The sequence below is a fragment of the Martinezella lusitana genome, assembly GCF_016901135.1.
GTDB classification, from domain to species: Bacteria; Pseudomonadota; Alphaproteobacteria; order Rhizobiales; family Rhizobiaceae; genus Rhizobium; species Rhizobium lusitanum_D.
The window spans coordinates 137,338-154,699 of record NZ_JAFEVL010000048.1; the positions used below are offsets into that span (position 1 = coordinate 137,338).

The 17,362-nt window shown below is 61.4% G+C and carries 16 protein-coding genes; 14 read left to right on the forward strand and 2 right to left on the reverse strand.

The genetic code is table 11. From position 1 onward, the window contains the following. The 9 genes from JTP94_RS21485 (at position 1) to JTP94_RS21525 (ending at position 7,864) form a co-directional block, all read left to right on the forward strand. Complete coding sequence (locus tag JTP94_RS21485) at positions 1-1,377, forward strand: pyruvate dehydrogenase complex E1 component subunit beta (RefSeq protein ID WP_204852498.1); 1,377 nt, start codon at positions 1-3, stop codon at positions 1,375-1,377. A gap of 15 nt (positions 1,378-1,392) precedes the next feature. After that, positions 1,393-2,742 carry a pyruvate dehydrogenase complex dihydrolipoamide acetyltransferase gene (locus tag JTP94_RS21490; protein ID WP_204852499.1) on the forward strand — a complete coding sequence of 450 codons (1,350 nt, stop codon included), beginning with the start codon at positions 1,393-1,395 and terminating at the stop codon, positions 2,740-2,742. 138 nt (positions 2,743-2,880) lie between these two features. After that, positions 2,881-3,522 carry an SGNH/GDSL hydrolase family protein gene (locus JTP94_RS21495; protein WP_034505122.1) on the forward strand — a complete coding sequence of 214 codons (642 nt, stop codon included), beginning with the start codon at positions 2,881-2,883 and terminating at the stop codon, positions 3,520-3,522. Positions 3,523-3,577: 55 nt separating this feature from the next. After that, a complete protein-coding gene (gene lpdA / locus JTP94_RS21500) occupies positions 3,578-5,023 on the forward strand; it encodes a dihydrolipoyl dehydrogenase (protein ID WP_204852500.1) in 1,446 nt (481 codons plus the stop codon). A 55-nt stretch (positions 5,024-5,078) separates the two neighbouring features. Beyond that, positions 5,079-5,333 carry a GlsB/YeaQ/YmgE family stress response membrane protein gene (locus tag JTP94_RS21505; RefSeq protein WP_034505119.1) on the forward strand — a complete coding sequence of 85 codons (255 nt, stop codon included), beginning with the start codon at positions 5,079-5,081 and terminating at the stop codon, positions 5,331-5,333. Between the two features lie 70 nt (positions 5,334-5,403). Next, positions 5,404-5,652, forward strand: coding sequence for a GlsB/YeaQ/YmgE family stress response membrane protein (locus tag JTP94_RS21510; protein WP_037201967.1), 249 nt, complete (start codon positions 5,404-5,406; stop codon positions 5,650-5,652). 36 nt (positions 5,653-5,688) lie between these two features. Further along, positions 5,689-6,660: a lipoyl synthase gene (gene lipA / locus JTP94_RS21515; protein ID WP_034505117.1), complete on the forward strand. Its 972-nt coding sequence runs from the start codon at positions 5,689-5,691 to the stop codon at positions 6,658-6,660. Between the two features lie 175 nt (positions 6,661-6,835). Beyond that, a complete protein-coding gene (locus JTP94_RS21520) occupies positions 6,836-7,408 on the forward strand; it encodes an AAA family ATPase (RefSeq protein ID WP_210384242.1) in 573 nt (190 codons plus the stop codon). 9 nt (positions 7,409-7,417) lie between these two features. Beyond that, positions 7,418-7,864: a type II toxin-antitoxin system RatA family toxin gene (locus tag JTP94_RS21525; protein ID WP_204852502.1), complete on the forward strand. Its 447-nt coding sequence runs from the start codon at positions 7,418-7,420 to the stop codon at positions 7,862-7,864. Positions 7,865-7,879: 15 nt separating this feature from the next. Here JTP94_RS21525 and JTP94_RS21530 read toward each other — a convergent pair whose 3' ends face one another. Both JTP94_RS21530 and JTP94_RS21535 read right to left on the reverse strand, forming a co-directional pair. Further along, complete coding sequence (locus JTP94_RS21530) at positions 7,880-8,377, reverse strand: CinA family protein (protein WP_204852503.1); 498 nt, start codon at positions 8,375-8,377, stop codon at positions 7,880-7,882. Then, positions 8,374-9,594: a bifunctional 2-C-methyl-D-erythritol 4-phosphate cytidylyltransferase/2-C-methyl-D-erythritol 2,4-cyclodiphosphate synthase gene (locus tag JTP94_RS21535; RefSeq protein ID WP_204852504.1), complete on the reverse strand. Its 1,221-nt coding sequence runs from the start codon at positions 9,592-9,594 to the stop codon at positions 8,374-8,376. Before JTP94_RS21535 ends, JTP94_RS21530 begins: the two co-directional genes overlap by 4 nt. Positions 9,595-9,816: 222 nt before the next feature. Between JTP94_RS21535 and dusB the strand changes: the two genes are divergently transcribed. From dusB to JTP94_RS21560, 5 genes are all read left to right on the forward strand, one after another. Beyond that, a complete protein-coding gene (gene dusB / locus JTP94_RS21540; RefSeq protein ID WP_204852505.1) occupies positions 9,817-10,845 on the forward strand; it encodes a tRNA dihydrouridine synthase DusB in 1,029 nt (342 codons plus the stop codon). Beyond that, positions 10,842-11,999: a nitrogen regulation protein NR(II) gene (locus tag JTP94_RS21545; protein ID WP_204852506.1), complete on the forward strand. Its 1,158-nt coding sequence runs from the start codon at positions 10,842-10,844 to the stop codon at positions 11,997-11,999. Before dusB ends, JTP94_RS21545 begins: the two co-directional genes overlap by 4 nt. Beyond that, positions 11,996-13,447 (forward strand): nitrogen regulation protein NR(I), encoded by a 1,452-nt coding sequence (gene ntrC, locus JTP94_RS21550; protein WP_204852507.1) that lies wholly within the window; start codon positions 11,996-11,998, stop codon positions 13,445-13,447. The genes JTP94_RS21545 and ntrC overlap by 4 nt, the downstream gene beginning before the upstream one ends. Before the next feature lie 285 nt (positions 13,448-13,732). Further along, positions 13,733-16,006, forward strand: coding sequence for a PAS domain-containing sensor histidine kinase (locus JTP94_RS21555; RefSeq protein WP_204852508.1), 2,274 nt, complete (start codon positions 13,733-13,735; stop codon positions 16,004-16,006). Further along, positions 15,996-17,360 (forward strand): sigma-54 dependent transcriptional regulator, encoded by a 1,365-nt coding sequence (locus JTP94_RS21560; protein WP_204852509.1) that lies wholly within the window; start codon positions 15,996-15,998, stop codon positions 17,358-17,360. Before JTP94_RS21555 ends, JTP94_RS21560 begins: the two co-directional genes overlap by 11 nt. Positions 17,361-17,362 lie beyond the last annotated feature (2 nt).

Consider the following 17,362-nt stretch of genomic DNA (forward strand, 5'->3'; position numbering starts at 1 on the left):
ATGCCCATCGATATCCTTATGCCCGCCCTTTCTCCGACGATGGAAGAGGGCACCCTTTCGAAATGGCTCAAGAAGGAAGGCGACAAAGTCGTTTCCGGTGACGTCATTGCCGAAATCGAAACCGACAAGGCCACCATGGAAGTTGAAGCCGTCGACGAAGGCACGATCGGCAAGCTGCTGATCGACGCCGGCACCGAAGGCGTCAAGGTCAACGCCAAGATCGCTATCCTGCTGCAGGACGGCGAATCCGCTGCCGATATTTCGACCGCCAAGGCAGCACCCGCCGCCGAGCCTGCCAAGGCCGAAGCACCTGCCGCCGCCGCTCCCGCGCCGGCACCTGTTCCCGCCCAGCCCAAGGCCGCTCCCGTCGATCCGGAAATCCCGGCCGGCACGGAAATGGTGTCGATGACGGTGCGTGAAGCGCTGCGCGATGCGATGGCCGAGGAAATGCGCGCCAATCCGGACGTTTTCGTCATGGGTGAGGAAGTCGCCGAGTACCAGGGCGCCTACAAGGTCACCCAGGGCCTGCTGCAGGAGTTCGGTCCCCGTCGCGTTGTCGATACCCCGATCACCGAGCATGGCTTTGCCGGTATCGGCGTCGGTGCCGCCATGGCCGGTCTTCGCCCGATCGTCGAGTTCATGACCTTCAATTTCGCCATGCAGGCGATCGATCACATCATCAACTCCGCCGCCAAGACGCTCTATATGTCCGGTGGCCAGATGGGCGCTCCGATCGTCTTCCGCGGCCCGAACGGCGCGGCAGCCCGCGTTGGTGCTCAGCATAGTCAGGACTATGCAGCCTGGTACAGCCAGATTCCCGGCCTCAAGGTCGTCATGCCCTATACGGCAGCCGACGCCAAGGGCCTGCTCAAGGCTGCGATCCGCGACCCGAACCCGGTAATCTTCCTTGAGAACGAAATTCTCTACGGCCAGCACTTCGACGTGCCGAAGCTCGATGATTTCGTGGTGCCGATCGGCAAGGCCCGCATCCATCGTCCGGGCAAGGACGTCACGGTCGTCTCCTTCGGGATCGGCATGACCTATGCCACCAAGGCCGTGGCCGAGCTGGAAGCCCAGGGCATCGATGTCGAGCTCATCGACCTGCGCACCATCCGTCCGATGGATCTTCCGACGGTCATCGAATCCGTCAAGAAGACCGGCCGCTTGGTCACGGTCGAGGAAGGCTATCCGCAGTCCTCCGTCGGCACGGAAATCGCCACCCGCGTCATGCAGCAGGCTTTCGACTATCTCGATGCGCCGATCCTGACGATTGCCGGCAAGGACGTGCCCATGCCTTACGCCGCCAACCTTGAAAAGCTGGCGTTGCCGAATGTCGGTGAAGTGGTCGATGCGGTGAAAGCCGTTTGCTACAAATAAGGGGAGGGCTCATCGATGCCTATCAACATCACCATGCCTGCCCTCTCGCCGACCATGGAAGAGGGCAACCTCTCTAAGTGGCTCGTCAAGGAAGGCGATAAGATCAAGTCCGGCGACGTCATCGCCGAGATCGAGACCGACAAGGCAACGATGGAAGTCGAAGCCGTCGATGAAGGCATCGTCGCCAAGATCGTCGTTCCCGCCGGCACCGAAGGCGTGAAGGTCAATGCGCTGATCGCCGTTCTCGCCGGCGAAGGCGAGGACGTTGCCGCTGCCGCCTCCGGTGCTGGTGCCGCTCCGGCTCCTACCGCGGCTCCCAAGGCAGAAGCCGCCCCGGCGCCATCAGCGCCCGCTGCGGCGCCTGCCCCGGCAAGCGTTGCGGCTGCGGCTGTATCCGCTCCGGCTGAAACGGATGGTCACCGCACCTTTGCTTCGCCGCTGGCGCGTCGCCTTGCCAAGGACGCTGGCATCGACGTGGCTGCGCTTGCCGGCTCCGGCCCGCATGGCCGCGTGATCAAGAAGGATATCGAGGCTGCGATTTCAGGCGGCACCGCCAAGGCTGCTCCATCAGCTGCGCCAGCTGCACAGCCTACCGCAGCTGCTCCGGCCGCGGCACCCAAGGGCATGTCGGAAGAGACCGTCCTCAAGCTGTTCGAGCCCGGTTCCTACGAGCTCGTGCCGCATGACGGCATGCGCAAGACCATCGCCAAGCGCCTGCAGGAATCCAAGCAGACGATCCCGCATTTCTACGTCTCGGTCGATTGCGAACTCGACGCGCTGCTGGCGCTTCGCACGCAGCTCAACGATGCCGCTCCGAAGTCGAAGGACGGTGCGCCGGCCTATAAGCTTTCGGTCAACGACATGGTCATCAAGGCCCTGGCTCTCGCGTTGCGTGACGTTCCGGATGCCAACGTCTCCTGGACCGACAGCAACATGGTCAAGCACAAGCATGCCGATGTCGGCGTTGCCGTCTCCATTCCGGGCGGTCTGATCACGCCGATCATCCGTAGCGCCGAACAGAAGACGCTCTCGACCATCTCCAACGAAATGAAGGACTACGGCAAGCGCGCCAAGGAGCGCAAGCTGAAGCCCGAGGAGTATCAGGGCGGCACCACCGCCGTGTCGAACATGGGCATGATGGGCGTCAAGAACTTCGCCGCCGTCGTCAACCCGCCACATGCGACCATTCTGGCCGTCGGCGCGGGCGAACAGCGGGTGATCGTCAGGAAGGGCGAGATGGCGATCGCCACCGTGATGAGCGTCACGCTGTCGACAGACCATCGTGCCGTCGACGGCGCGCTCGGTGCCGAACTCCTGGCGGCCTTCAAGGGCTACATCGAAAACCCGATGGGGATGCTCGTCTGAGCTTAGAGCCGGATGATTTTAGGTCGAATCGACCTAAAATCTGAATCCGCTCTAGAATCAAATAGGTAGAGCGTGATGTCGCCCGAAATCCCCTCACACTTTTCGGCATCACGCTCTAGTCACGACACGGAGGCATGAATGACCAAAACTGTTCTGTGTTACGGCGACTCGCTGACATGGGGCTATAGCGCCGAGACGATCGGCCGTCATGCCTACGAAGACCGGTGGCCGAGCGTGCTGCAAAAGGCGCTCGGCAATCAGGTCCGCGTCATTCCGGAAGGATTGAACGGTCGCACGACCGCCTTCGACGATCATCTCGCCGATTGCGACCGCAACGGCGCGAGGATTCTGCCGACCATCCTGCAGACCCACAACCCGCTCGATCTCGTCATCCTCCTGCTTGGCACCAACGACATGAAACCGGTGGTGGCGGGTGCCGCTTTCGCGGCCACGCAAGGTGTCCGGCGATTGATCCAGCTCGTGCGCAACCATACATGGGGTTTCGGTTATGACGTCCCGGATATTCTGATCGTGGCGCCGCCCGTCATCTCCGAAACGGCCAACCCGGTCTTTGCCGCCAATTATCGCGGCGCGATCGAGGAGTCGGCAATGCTTGCGACGCTTTACCGTGATCTTGCCGATGAGGAGAGCTGCGGCTTCTTCGATGCGGGCTCGGTTGCCATCACCACACCGCTCGATGGCGTGCATCTCGATGCGGAAAACACCCGGGCGCTCGGTCGCGGCCTGGAGCCGATCGTGCGGATGATGCTCGGTCTCTGATAAATTAAGGCGCCGGGGCTTCCGATCCGCCGCCACCTAATAAGGCAGGAAACATATGGCTGAGAATTACGACGTCATCATCATCGGCTCCGGTCCTGGCGGCTATGTCGCCGCCGTGCGTGCCGGCCAGCTTGGCCTGAAGACCGCAATCGTCGAGCGCGAGCATCTGGGCGGCATCTGCCTCAACTGGGGCTGCATACCGACAAAGGCGCTGCTGCGCTCCGCCGAAATTCTCGATCATTCCAATCATCTGAAGGATTACGGCCTTGTTCTCGAAGGCAAGGTGAGCGCGGATGTGAAGGCGGTCGTCGCCCGCTCGCGCGGCGTTTCGGCCCGCCTCAACCAAGGCGTCGGCTTCCTGATGAAGAAGAACAAGGTCGATGTCATCTGGGGCGAAGCCAAGATCACCAAGCCCGGCGAGATCGTCGTCGGCAAGTCGTCCAAGCCGGTCGTCGAGCCGCAGAACCCGGTGCCGAAGAACATCAAGGGCGAGGGCACCTACACCGCCAAGCACATCATCGTCGCAACGGGTGCCCGCCCGCGCGCTCTGCCGGGCATCGAGCCGGACGGCAAGCTGATCTGGACCTATTTCGAAGCGATGAAGCCGGCAGCCCTACCGAAGTCGCTGATCGTCATGGGCTCTGGCGCCATCGGCATCGAATTCGCGAGCTTCTATCGCTCGATGGGCGTCGATGTCACCGTCGTCGAAGTCATGCCGACCGTCATGCCGGTTGAAGACGTCGAAGTGACGGCGATTGCCCGCAAGCAGCTTGAAAAGCGCGGTATGAAGATCATCACCAGCGCCAAGATCACCAAGGTCGAGAAGGCCGCCGACAGCATCACTGCGCATGTCGAAACCGCTGAAGGCAAGGTCCAGCAGATCGTTGCTGACCGCATGATCTCTGCCGTCGGCGTGCAGGGCAACATCGAAAACCTCGGCCTTGAAGCGCTCGGCGTGAAGACCGATCGCGGCTGCGTCGTCATCGACGGCTACGGCAAGACCAACGTGCCGGGCATTTACGCGATCGGCGACGTCGCCGGCCCGCCGATGCTGGCGCACAAGGCCGAGCACGAGGGCGTGGTCTGCATCGAGAAGATCGCCGGCTTGCCGAATGTGCATCCGACGGACAAGGGCAAGGTTCCGGGCTGCACCTATTGCAATCCGCAGGTCGCCTCCGTCGGTCTGACCGAAGCCAAGGCCAAGGAGCTCGGCCACGATATTCGCGTCGGCCGCTTCTCCTTCGTCGCCAACGGCAAGGCGATCGCTCTCGGCGAGGACCAGGGTCTCTGCAAGGTCATCTTCGACAAGAAGACCGGCGAACTGCTGGGCGCGCATATGGTGGGCGCTGAGGTCACCGAGCTCATCCAGGGCTTCGTGGTCGCCATGAACCTGGAGACGACGGAAGAAGAGCTGATGCACACGATCTTCCCGCATCCGACCGTTTCGGAAACGATGAAGGAAGCGGTGCTCGACGCCTACGGCCGGGTGCTGAACGCTTGATAATTTCCTGCCTCGCCCTTTATCCGAAGGGTGGAAAACAGGAAAGGAAATCAACATGTCTATAGCTGCTCAAGGTTGGATCGTTTTTCTTCTCATCGGGCTGGTCGCGGGTTTTCTCGCGAGCCTGGTGGTGGGAGGCGGCGGGCTCATCGGTTGCCTGGTGAGCGGCGTGATCGGAGCCTTTGTCGGCGGCTTCCTGTTCCACTGGTTCGGGATTTCGCTGGGCATTGAAAATGCGCTCGTCGTGGAGATCATCCATGCCACGGTCGGCGCGATCGTCGTGGTGCTATTGGCGAGATTGATCGTCTAGGGCACTTCCAGTAAGGCGCAACGCGGCGTCCGGCAGGATTATCCTGAAGGGCGCCTTGAATGAGGGTTTGATGGAAAGCGTAGGTTGGCTGGGTCTGATCATCATCGGCGGTCTTGCGGGCTGGCTCGCGGGCAAGCTGATGGATGCGCGCTACGGCATCATCCTCAACATCATCCTCGGCATTGCCGGTTCGGTAGTGGCCGCGGCGTTGATGGTGGCCCTGCATGTCGGCGTGCCCGGCGGCCGGCTCGGCTTTTTCATCACCGGTTTCATTGGTGCATGCATTCTGATATTCCTCGCCAAATTCGCACGGCGATGAATGGGCCGCGGACAAGCGGCGGAAAGTAGACGTTTCATGGTCACGATTCTCGACAGGATCAATCCAGACGCAAAGCGCGTAAGACACCCGGAGAAGGCGCATCGGCCGGATACGGAAGTCCTGCGCAAGCCGGACTGGATCCGCGTCAAGGCGCCGACATCGAAGGGCTATGCCGAAACCCGTTCGATCGTGAAGGAGCACAAGCTCGTCACGGTCTGCGAGGAAGCCGGCTGCCCGAACATCGGCGAATGCTGGGACAAGAAGCACGCCACCTTCATGATCATGGGCGAGATCTGCACGCGCGCCTGCGCCTTCTGCAACGTCGCCACCGGCAAGCCGAATGCGCTCGACATGGCCGAGCCGGAAAACGTCGCCAAGGCCGTCAAGCAGATGGGCCTCAGCCACGTCGTCATCACGTCAGTCGACCGCGATGATCTTGCGGACGGCGGCGCCGAGCATTTCGAGAAGGTGATCTGGGCGATCCGCGCCGCTTCGCCCATGACGACGATCGAAATCCTGACGCCGGATTTCCTGAAGAAGCCGGGTGCGCTGGAGCGCGTCGTCGCCGCCAAGCCTGACGTCTTCAATCACAACATGGAAACCGTGGCCGGCAACTATCTGACGGTCCGTCCGGGCGCACGCTACTTCCATTCGATTCGTCTGCTGCAGCGGGTCAAGGAACTGGACCCGACCATGTTCACCAAGTCGGGAATCATGGTCGGCCTCGGCGAAGAGCGTAACGAAGTCCTGCAGCTGATGGACGACCTGCGCACCGCCGATGTCGATTTCCTGACCATCGGCCAGTATCTGCAGCCGACGCGCAAGCATCATCAGGTGATGAGTTTCGTCACGCCGGAAGAGTTCAAGTCTTATGAGACGGTCGCCTACACCAAGGGCTTCCTGATGGTCGCCTCCAGCCCGTTGACGCGCTCCTCCCACCATGCCGGCGACGATTTCGCCCGGCTGCGGGCGGCGCGCGAAAAGAAGCTGCTGCTGGCAGCCGAGTAAAAACCGGCTCTTGCCTTTTGAACGAACCGCGGCGATTGTGCCGCGGTTTTTGTTTGTGTCGTCATTTGCTTGTCATCTGTGCGGCCTAGGGAACACGCCGCCGTTTGTGACCGGTATCGGCGCTTTAGACTAGAATCGACTATGGAGCTGGACCGTGGAGCAGACCGTCGCGCCGCTGGCGCTGTCCCGTGCCGTCGATATCGACGAAGCCGCTGCGATTCTGCAAAAAGCGAACCGCATCCTCGTCATGGGCTGTTCCGGTGGGGGCAAATCGACGTTGTCGCTGAAGATCGCCGCCCGATTCGGCCTCGCCTATGTCTCGATCGATCGAGATGTGCTGTGGCTGCCGGGCTGGAAGCAGCGCGACAAGGCCGAGCAGCGCGCGATCATCCTTTCCAAGGTCGAGAGCGAGCGCTGGATCATGGACGGCACCAATCCCTCCACCTTCGACATACGCCTGCCGCGCACCGATTTCGTCATCTGGGTACGGATGCCACGGCTGCTTTGCATCTGGGGTGCCGTCTCCCGCTGGATCAAATGGATCGGTCGCACGCGCCCGGAAATGGCGCCCGGTTGCCGAGAGAAGGTCGACTGGGAATTTCTGCGCTTCATCTGGACGTTTGAGGAAAAATTTACGCCCCGCGTCGTCACTGGCCTTATCGAACATGGCCCCGATGTGCCTGTTTTACAGTTAAAATCCCGCGGCGAAATGCGTCAGCTTCTTGATCTTCTTGGCCGTCCTGCTTAATTGCCGATCATGCCTCAATTCGAAACCCATCGCCCCGTTCCGCATTCGCCTGACCAGATGTTCGACCTCGTCGCCGACGTCGAACGCTATCCGGAATTCCTGCCGCTTTGCGACGGGCTCGTTGTTCGCAGCCGCAAGGAACGCGACGGTAAGGTGTTGCTGATCGCCGACATGACCGTCGGCTACAAGGCGATCCGCGAAACCTTCACCACGCAGGTGTTGCTGAACAAGCTCGAGCACGCCATCGATGTGAAATATATCGACGGCCCTTTCAAATATCTCGACAATCGCTGGCGCTTCGCGCCGTTGGAAAACGGCGGCTGCAGCATCGATTTCTTCATCGATTACGAGTTCAAGAGCCGCATTCTCGGCGCCTTGATGGGATCGATGTTCGATCGTGCATTCCGCATGTTCACGGATGCCTTTGAGACGCGCGCGAACAAGATCTACGCGTGAGGCCGGATTTCGGCGTCAGCGGTCGAGAGCGATCAACATTTCCAGCGCCGTCTTCACGGTAGCAAGCCGCACCTTGTCACGGCCGATATCGCCATAGCGCATTTCGTGGTGGATCAGCGCGCCGTTGCGCGCCTTGGCGGCAAGGTGAACGAGTCCGACTGGCTTTTCCGCTGACCCGCCGCCGGGACCGGCTATACCGGTGACTGCGACTGCCAAATCCGCATGCGAGCGGAAGAGGGCGCCATGCACCATCTGCAGCGCCGTTTCCTTCGAGACGGCGCCGAAACGCACTAGCGTCTGCTCCTGAACGCCGAGCATCTCCATCTTCGCCGAGTTGGTGTAGGTGACGAAACCACGGTCGACGACAGACGACGAGCCGGGGATTTCCGTCAATGCGCCGGCGATCAATCCGCCGGTGCAGGATTCCGCCGTGGCGACCATTCGGACCTTTGCCGTGAAGTCCGTGACGATGGTTTGCGCGAGCGCAAGAATGTCCTCCGGGAAATGGGTCACGCCTTGCCTCCGCGATAGACCACGGTTGCCGTTGCGATGGCGGCGATGCCTTCGCGGCGACCGACGAAGCCGATCCCTTCGTTGGTGGTTGCCTTCACCGAACAGCGATCGAGGCTGATGCCCAGAAATTCGGAGAGTTTTGCGCGCATGGCGTCGCGATGCGGCCCGACCTTCGGCGCCTCGGCGATCAGCGAGACATCCGCATTCATGATAGTGCCGCCGTGCTCGCGCACGATCTTCGCCGCATGCTCGATGAAGATGCGGGATGCTGCGCCCTTCCATTGTGGATCGGAGGGCGGAAAGTGATCGCCGATATCACCTGCGCCGCAGGTCGCGAGCAAGGCGTCCGTCAATGCATGCAGCGCGACGTCGGCGTCGGAATGCCCCTTCAGCGTCTGATCGTGCGGAATGAAGACACCGCAGAGCGTGACGCCATCGCCCGGCTCGAGCTGGTGCACGTCATAACCGTTGCCGGTGCGTACGTCGGGCAGAAGAGCGGCAGAAAGCTTCTCATCGGCCATGGCGATATCCCTTTTGATGGTCAGCTTGATATTGTCAGCACTGCCGGTCACGAGCGTGACAGGTAAACCGTTCCATTCGGCGATAGCGGCATCGTCGGTAAAATCGGTCTTGCCGTCGGCAGTCGCCTTTTCATGTGCGGCCAGAATATCGGCAAACCGGAAGGATTGCGGCGTCTGCGCGGCATGAAGCCCGGCGCGAGGCACCGTTTCCACGACCAGCGCACGTCCATCCGCCCGCTTCAGCGTGTCCGTCACAGACATTGCGGGCAGAACTGCCGGCGCACCGGCCGCAAGGGCCTCGGCAACGCGATCCAGCAGATCGTGGTCGAAGAAGGGGCGCACGGCATCGTGGATCATGACATGCGTCACGCCGCTTCCCTGCAACTGCCGTAATCCCGCGAGCACCGATTGCTGCCGCGTCGCGCCGCCGAAAGCGATGTCGACTTCAGGCGAGTCGCCAACCTGCTTCAGCGCCGACCGCAGCAGGCTCTCATCGTCGTGGTGGATGACGACGACGATCTTCGCCGCCTGCGGCCATGTCACGAATCTTTCAAGCGTATGCGCAATAACCGCTCTGCCGCCGATCGCGCGATATTGCTTGGGACCTTCTTCCGGCGAGCCCGCCCGTTCGCCGCGTCCGGCGGCAACGATCACGATTCCCACCGACAGCGGTTGCGTTGAATGCATTTGCGTCATAAACCCCCAAGGAATAAAAGGCTCCGTCTCCAGCATGGCTCTGAAAAGCGCAGAGCTTTCTTTTGTGCAAGCACATGCTAAATAGATCGCCAAAGCGGGACCTTGCTCCAGCAGGGTCTATCGCCTTGAATGGGTATTTTCCAGCATTTGCCCAAAAAATATCGGGCCTCTCCGAAACCCCTTGGCAAACTTCTCAAGCCTGTCTAAAAATAGTGCAGATGTATGGTGTGCCCGAAAGATAATCATTTGCTTTCATCCGAGCTTGTAACCTCGTTTTCCATCGGCCCGGTGTCAATCCGCAATCGCGTCGTCCTTGCGCCGATGTCGGGCGTGACCGATCTGCCTTTCCGGCAGCTGGCTTTGCGCTATGGGGCGGGCCTGGTCGTGACCGAGATGGTGGCAAGCCGCGAGCTGGTGCAGGACACGGCCGAATCCTGGGCGCGCCTGAAGAGCGCCGGGCTGAAGCCGCATATGGTGCAGCTTGCCGGCCGCGAGGCTCACTGGATGGCGGAGGCGGCCAGGATCGCTGCCGGCAACGGTGCCGATATCATCGATATCAACATGGGCTGTCCGGCCAAGAAGGTCATCGGCGGCTATTCCGGTTCGGCGCTGATGCGCGATCCGGATCATGCGCTCAGTCTGATCGAGGCGACGGTCGGCGCGGTCGATATTCCCGTCACGTTGAAGATGCGGCTCGGCTGGGACGAGAATTCCATCAATGCGCCTGATATCGCGCGTCGTGCCGAAGAGGCGGGTGTCCAGCTCGTGACCATCCATGGCCGCACGCGCATGCAGTTCTACGAGGGCAGGGCGGATTGGGATGCGATCCGCGCCGTGCGCAATGTCGTCTCCATTCCGCTGGTCGCCAATGGCGATGTCGAGACGCCGGAGGATGCGCGGGAAATCCTGCGCCGATCCGGCGCCGATGCCGTCATGATCGGCCGTGGTTGCCAGGGCCGCCCTTGGCATGCCGGCGTTCTGGCTGGTCATCGCGAGCCGGACCGCCAGGAGATCGTCGATATCGCCCTTGAGCACTATCGGATGATGCTGGGTTTCTATGGCGAGGCCGTTGGCATCCGTCATGCCCGCAAGCATCTGGCCTGGTATCTGGATCGCCATGCTCCGGCGACCACTGGTGCCGACAAGGCAAAAATCATGACTTCGAAAGATAGCCGCGAGGTAGCCGCATCGTTCCATGCGGCATTGCAGGCCGGGGCGGATCTCGCCCCATGCGTCCAGGAGGCGGCATGACTTCAAAATCCAGCTCCGGGGCCGGGGAGAGCGCGGGCAATTCCGTGGCCATGGCCGTTCTCAACGCGATCCAGAACCCGGTCGTCATGGTCGACGAGGCGGGGCTCATCGCCTTTGCCAACTGGGAGGCAGAAGTCTTCTTCGGCGCCAGCGCCTCGCATCTGTCGCGCTACAAGATCTCGACTTTCATTCCATTCGGCAGCCCCCTGCTGGCGCTGATCGACCAGGTGCGCGAGCGCCGCGCGCCCGTCAACGAATATCGCGTCGATCTCAGCTCGCCGCGTCTCGGGCAAGACAAGCTGGTGGACCTCTATGTCGCGCCGATTTCCAGCGAGCCCGGCTCCGTGGTGGTGGTGTTCCAGGAACGTTCGATGGCCGACAAGATCGACCGGCAATTGACGCATCGCGCTGCCGCCCGCTCGGTCACCGGCCTCGCTTCCATGCTGGCGCATGAAATCAAGAACCCGCTGTCTGGTATTCGCGGCGCCGCGCAGCTGCTCGAGCAATCCGTCGAGGACGACGATCGCGCGCTGACGCGCCTCATCTGCGACGAAACCGACCGTATCGTATCCCTGGTCGACCGCATGGAGGTTTTCTCCGATGAGCGTCCGATCGATCGCGTGCCCGTCAATATCCATTCCGTCCTCGATCATGTGAAGGCGGTCGCCAGGGCCGGTTTTGCCCGCAATATCAAACTGTCAGAGAATTACGATCCGTCACTGCCGGCGGTTTTCGCAAACAGGGACCAGCTCGTGCAGGTCTTCCTCAATCTGGTGAAGAATGCCGCAGAGGCGGTCGGCGATCGGCAGGATGGCGAGATCATGCTGACGACGGCCTATCGCCCCGGCATTCGCCTTTCCGTCGCCGGCACGCGCGAAAAGATCTCGCTGCCGCTCGAATTCTGCGTGATCGACAATGGTCCCGGCGTGCCCGCCGATCTCGTGCCGCATCTTTTCGATCCGTTCATCACGACCAAAACCAACGGTACCGGCCTCGGTCTGGCGCTGGTCGCCAAGATCATCGGCGACCATGGCGGCATCGTCGAATGCGACAGCCAGAACCATCGCACCACTTTCCGCGTTTTGATGCCGGCCTCCAAAGGCATCACGCTTGAAGACGCCCCCTTTCCGAACTCTACAGGGACTACTCGATGACAGCCACGATCCTTGTCGCCGATGACGATGCGGCCATCCGTACCGTGCTCAACCAGGCTTTGAGCCGCGCGGGTTACGACGTACGCATCACGTCCAACGCCGCCACGCTCTGGCGCTGGGTTTCCGCCGGCGAAGGCGACCTCGTCGTAACCGACGTCGTCATGCCCGACGAAAACGCGTTCGACCTTTTGCCGCGCATCAAGAAGGCGAGACCGGATTTGCCTGTCCTGGTCATGAGCGCGCAGAACACCTTCATGACGGCGATCAAGGCGTCGGAGAAGGGCGCTTATGACTATCTGCCGAAGCCGTTCGACCTGACGGAGCTGATCGCGATCGTCGGCCGTGCCCTGTCCGAGCCCAAGCGCAAGCCGGCGAAACTCGATGACGACATGCAGGACGGCATGCCGCTTGTCGGCCGCTCGGCTGCCATGCAGGAAATCTATCGCGTGCTGGCGCGCCTGATGCAGACCGACCTGACGCTGATGATCACCGGCGAATCCGGCACCGGCAAGGAGCTGGTGGCGCGCGCCCTGCACGACTACGGCAAGCGTCGCAATGGCCCCTTCGTTGCCATCAACATGGCTGCGATCCCGCGTGACCTGATCGAGTCCGAACTGTTCGGCCATGAGAAGGGCGCCTTTACGGGCGCACAGACCCGCTCGACGGGGCGCTTCGAACAGGCCGAAGGCGGTACGCTGTTTCTCGATGAAATCGGCGATATGCCGATGGACGCGCAGACGCGTCTTCTGCGCGTATTGCAACAGGGCGAATATACGACCGTCGGCGGCCGCACGCCGATCCGCACAGACGTTCGCATCGTTGCCGCTACCAACAAGGATCTGAAGCAGGCGATCAATCAGGGCATGTTCCGCGAGGACCTCTATTATCGCCTCAACGTCGTGCCCTTGCGCCTGCCGCCGCTGCGCGATCGGGCGGAGGATATTCCCGATCTGGTGCGTCATTTCATTCAGCAGGCTGAGAAGGAGGGGCTCGGCTCCAAGCGTTTCGATCAGGAAGCGCTGGAACTGATGAAGGCCTATCCCTGGCCAGGCAACGTCCGCGAGCTAGAAAACCTCATCCGCCGGCTGATGGCGCTTTATCCGCAGGACGTCATCACCCGCGAGATCATCGATGCCGAATTGCGCGCCGACGTTCCCGACAGCCCGATCGAGAAGGGTCCTGTCCGTAGCGGCAGCATGACCATTGCCCAGGCGGTCGAGGAAAACATGCGGAGCTATTTCTCAAGCTTCGGCGATAATCTGCCACCTCCCGGCCTCTACGACCGCGTTCTGACCGAAATGGAGTACCCGCTGATCCTTGCGGCCTTGACCGCCACGCGTGGCAATCAGATCAAGGCGGCCGATCTTTTGGGCCTGAACCGCAATACGCTGCGCAAAAAGATCAGGGAACTGGGTGTTTCCGTTTACAGAAGCTCCCGCACGGCTTGACAACGTGATCGGATGCGTTGCATTTTCGCCACAATGCGTTGCTTAAAGGTCACGCAGTAGATTCGTCCTTTTTGCGATGGCGATTCGTCCGGCTTGCGGCCATAAAATGGCGGTTCGCCTGATTTTTCAGTCTATTGCAAAGATGACTTGAAGTAAGGGTTTCGCTTTTAGGCGAGACCGGACGACAGTTCCCGCCTCTGCCTGTCGCTCACGCTGATGCCGAAAACGGCGGCAGCGTGAATTGACCAGGGCGCCGACCGTCGCTTGGGCGTGGAGATGATGGGAATGATGCAGGACGAGGTGTCGCCGGCGGCGAGCGACGAGGCGGTTGTCAGAGTAACGGACCGTCGTGCCTCCTTCGCTCTACCTGGCCTGATCTTGGCCGGCGGCGCGCTGCTGTGTGCGATTGCGACCCTGTTGATGCTTCTCGGACTGACACCCGTAGCCCCAACCTCCTCCGTCGTCTTCACGTCGGTTGTAATCAACGGCATGTTTGTTCTGGGGTTGATTGCGCTGATCGCGCGGGAGGTTGCGCGTCTGGTAAAGGCACGCAGCCGCGGTCGTGCTGCGGCTCGCCTCCACATCCGTATCGTCGCCCTCTTTTCGATCGTGGCGATCACGCCGGCCATTCTCGTCGCCATCGTGGCCAGTTTGACGCTCAATGTCGGTCTTGACCGCTGGTTCGGGGTACGCACCCAGCAGATCATCAGCTCGTCGCAGAATGTGGCGCAAGCCTATCTGATGGAAAATGCGAGCTATTTGCAGGGGCAGACCGTCTCGATGGCGAATGACCTGGAGCGCAACCGTTCGCTCTACAGTCTGGATCGCACCGGCTTTGCCGATCTGATGACCCGTCAGGCTCGAGGCCGCGGCTTGCTCGGCGCCTTCCTCGTGCGTCGCGACGGCAGCGCCATCGTCCAGGCCGAAATCAAGACCGAGCGTCCGCTGCCGGCAATTCCGAAGGATGCGCTCGATTCCTCGGCTAACGGCCAGCCGACACTCATTCCGCCCGGTGTCACGAACCTCGTCGGCGCGGTCATCAAGCTCGATGAGATTCCCGGCTCGTTCCTTTATACCGTGCGGGCCGTCGATCCGCGCGTCATGAACGCGATGCGCATGGTGGAAGACAACACCGCCGAATACAAGGCGATGGAAGAGGGGCGTATGTCCCTGCAGGTCGCTTTTGCCGTTCTCTACATCGGCTTTGCTCTCATTGTGCTTTTGGCTGCCATCTGGACCGCCATTGCGATCGCCGACCGTATCGTGCGGCCGATCCGCCTCTTGATCAGCGCTGCTGATAACGTCGCTTCGGGCAATATGAACGTGCTGGTTCCAGTGCGTTCGGCCGATGGTGACGTCGGCAGCCTGTCGCGCACCTTCAACAAGATGATCTCTGAAATCCGCACCCAGCGCGACGAGATCCTCGAAGCCAAGGATGAGGTGGACGACCGCCGCCGCTTCATTGAGGCCGTATTGTCGGGCGTGACGGCGGCCGTGATCGGCGTCGAGCACGACCGTCGCATCACCATCGTCAACACCTCGGCTGAAGATCTGCTGACGCTGACGAGCGATGAATTGGTCGGCAGGAGCCTGGTAGAAATTGCCCCGGAGGTCGATCAGGTCGTGACCGAGGCAACGACGCGCCATCGCAGTGACTTCCGCAAGCAGATCAGCCTCGTGAGGGGTGGGACGGTGCGCACGCTGAGCGTCCAGGTGACGCGAGAGGAATCGCGCGACGCGAACGAATCCTATGTCATTACACTCGACGACATCACCGATCTGGTCATAGCGCAACGGTCGACCGCCTGGGCTGACGTGGCGCGTCGCATTGCCCACGAGATCAAGAATCCGCTGACGCCGATCCAGCTCTCCGCCGAGCGCATTCGCCGCCGTTTCGGAAAGAATATCGCCGAGGCCGATCGTCCGGTTTTCGATCAGTGCACGGATACGATCATCCGGCAGGTCGGCGATATCGGCCGCATGGTCGACGAGTTCTCTTCCTTTGCCCGCATGCCCAAACCGACGATGGAGCCGAGCGACCTGCGCGACGTTCTGCGCGATGCGGTGTTCCTGCGCGAAATGGGCAACAGCCACGTCAAATTCGAGCGTGAATTGGGCGATGAGCGGCTGGAAGGCATGTTCGATACGCGAATGCTCGGCCAGGCCTTCGGCAATCTTATCAAAAACGCCGTTGAGGCGATCGAGGGCGTGCCGAGCGACGAAGCGCGCGAGCAGCCGAAGATCCTGGTGCGTGCCTCTCTGGATCCGGAGCGCGATCGCTTTACCGTCGATGTCATCGACAATGGCCGTGGCCTGCCGGTGGAGAACCGGCACAGCATTCTCGAACCGTATATGACGATGCGTGAGAAGGGCACTGGCCTTGGGCTCGCGATCGTCAAGAAGATCATTGAAGACCATGGTGGGCAGATCGAACTCCACGACGCTCCCGCCGAATTCGACCAGGGCAAAGGGGCCATGATCCGCGTGCATCTGCCACGCCGTGAGCAGGCCGCCGTCGCCCAGACAGCAAGTGACAAGGAAAGTGTTTATGGCATCTGATATTCTCGTAGTCGACGACGAGGAAGATATTCGCGAAATCGTTTCGGGAATTCTTTCGGATGAGGGCCACGAAACCCGCACCGCGCATGACAGCGACAGTGCGCTCGCGGCGATCTCCGATCGAGCGCCGCGACTGATCTTCCTCGATATCTGGATGCAGGGCAGCAAGCTCGACGGTCTGGCATTGCTGGATGAGATCAAGGCGCGCCATCCCGATCTGCCCATCGTCATGATCTCCGGCCACGGCAATATCGAGACGGCCGTGTCCGCCATCAAGCGAGGCGCGTTCGACTTCATTGAAAAGCCGTTCAAGGCCGATCGCCTGATCCTGATCGCGGAACGCGCGCTGGAAAACTCCAAGCTGAAGCGCGAAGTCTCGGAGTTGAAGCGCCGCACGGGCGATGCTGTCGAGCTCATCGGCACCTCGGTCGCCGTCTCGCAGCTTCGCCAGACCATCGACAAGGTGGCGCCGACCAACAGCCGCGTGATGATCTTCGGCCCCTCCGGTTCCGGCAAGGAACTCGTGGCCCGCATGATCCACAAGAAGTCGGCACGCTCCGGCGGTCCTTTCGTGGCGTTGAACGCGGCGACGATCACGCCGGAGCGGATGGAAATCGCCCTCTTCGGCACGGAAGGCTCTCCGGGGCAGGCGCGCAAGATCGGCGCTCTGGAAGAGGCGCATCGCGGCATCCTCTATCTCGATGAAGTCGGCGAAATGCCGCGCGAGACGCAGAACAAGATCCTGCGCGTGCTGGTCGATCAACAGTTCGAGCGCGTCGGCGGCTCGAAGCGGGTGAAGGTGGATGTGCGCATCATCTCGTCCACGGCCTATAATCTCGAAAGCCGGATTGCCGAGGGCCTGTTCCGCGAAGACCTTTATCATCGCCTGGCTGTCGTGCCGGTGCGCGTTCCGGCGCTTGCCGAGCGGCGTGAGGATATAACCTTCCTCGTCGATCAGTTGATGCGGCAGATTTCCGAGCAGGCCGGTATCCGCCCGCGACGGATCGGCGATGACGCCATGGCGGTGCTGCAGGCGCACGACTGGCCCGGCAATATCCGCCAGCTGCGCAACAATATCGAGCGGCTGATGATTCTGGCGCGCACCGATGGAGCCGATACGCCGATCACCGCCGAAATGCTGCCGACCGATCTCGGCGACATGCTGCCGAAGGTATCCGCCAAGAATGACTATCACATCATGACGCTGCCGCTGCGCGAGGCCCGCGAGATGTTCGAGCGCGACTACCTGATCGCGCAGATCAACCGTTTCGGCGGCAATATCTCCCGCACGGCGGAATTCGTCGGCATGGAGCGCTCTGCGCTGCATCGCAAGCTGAAATCGCTGGGTGTCTGACC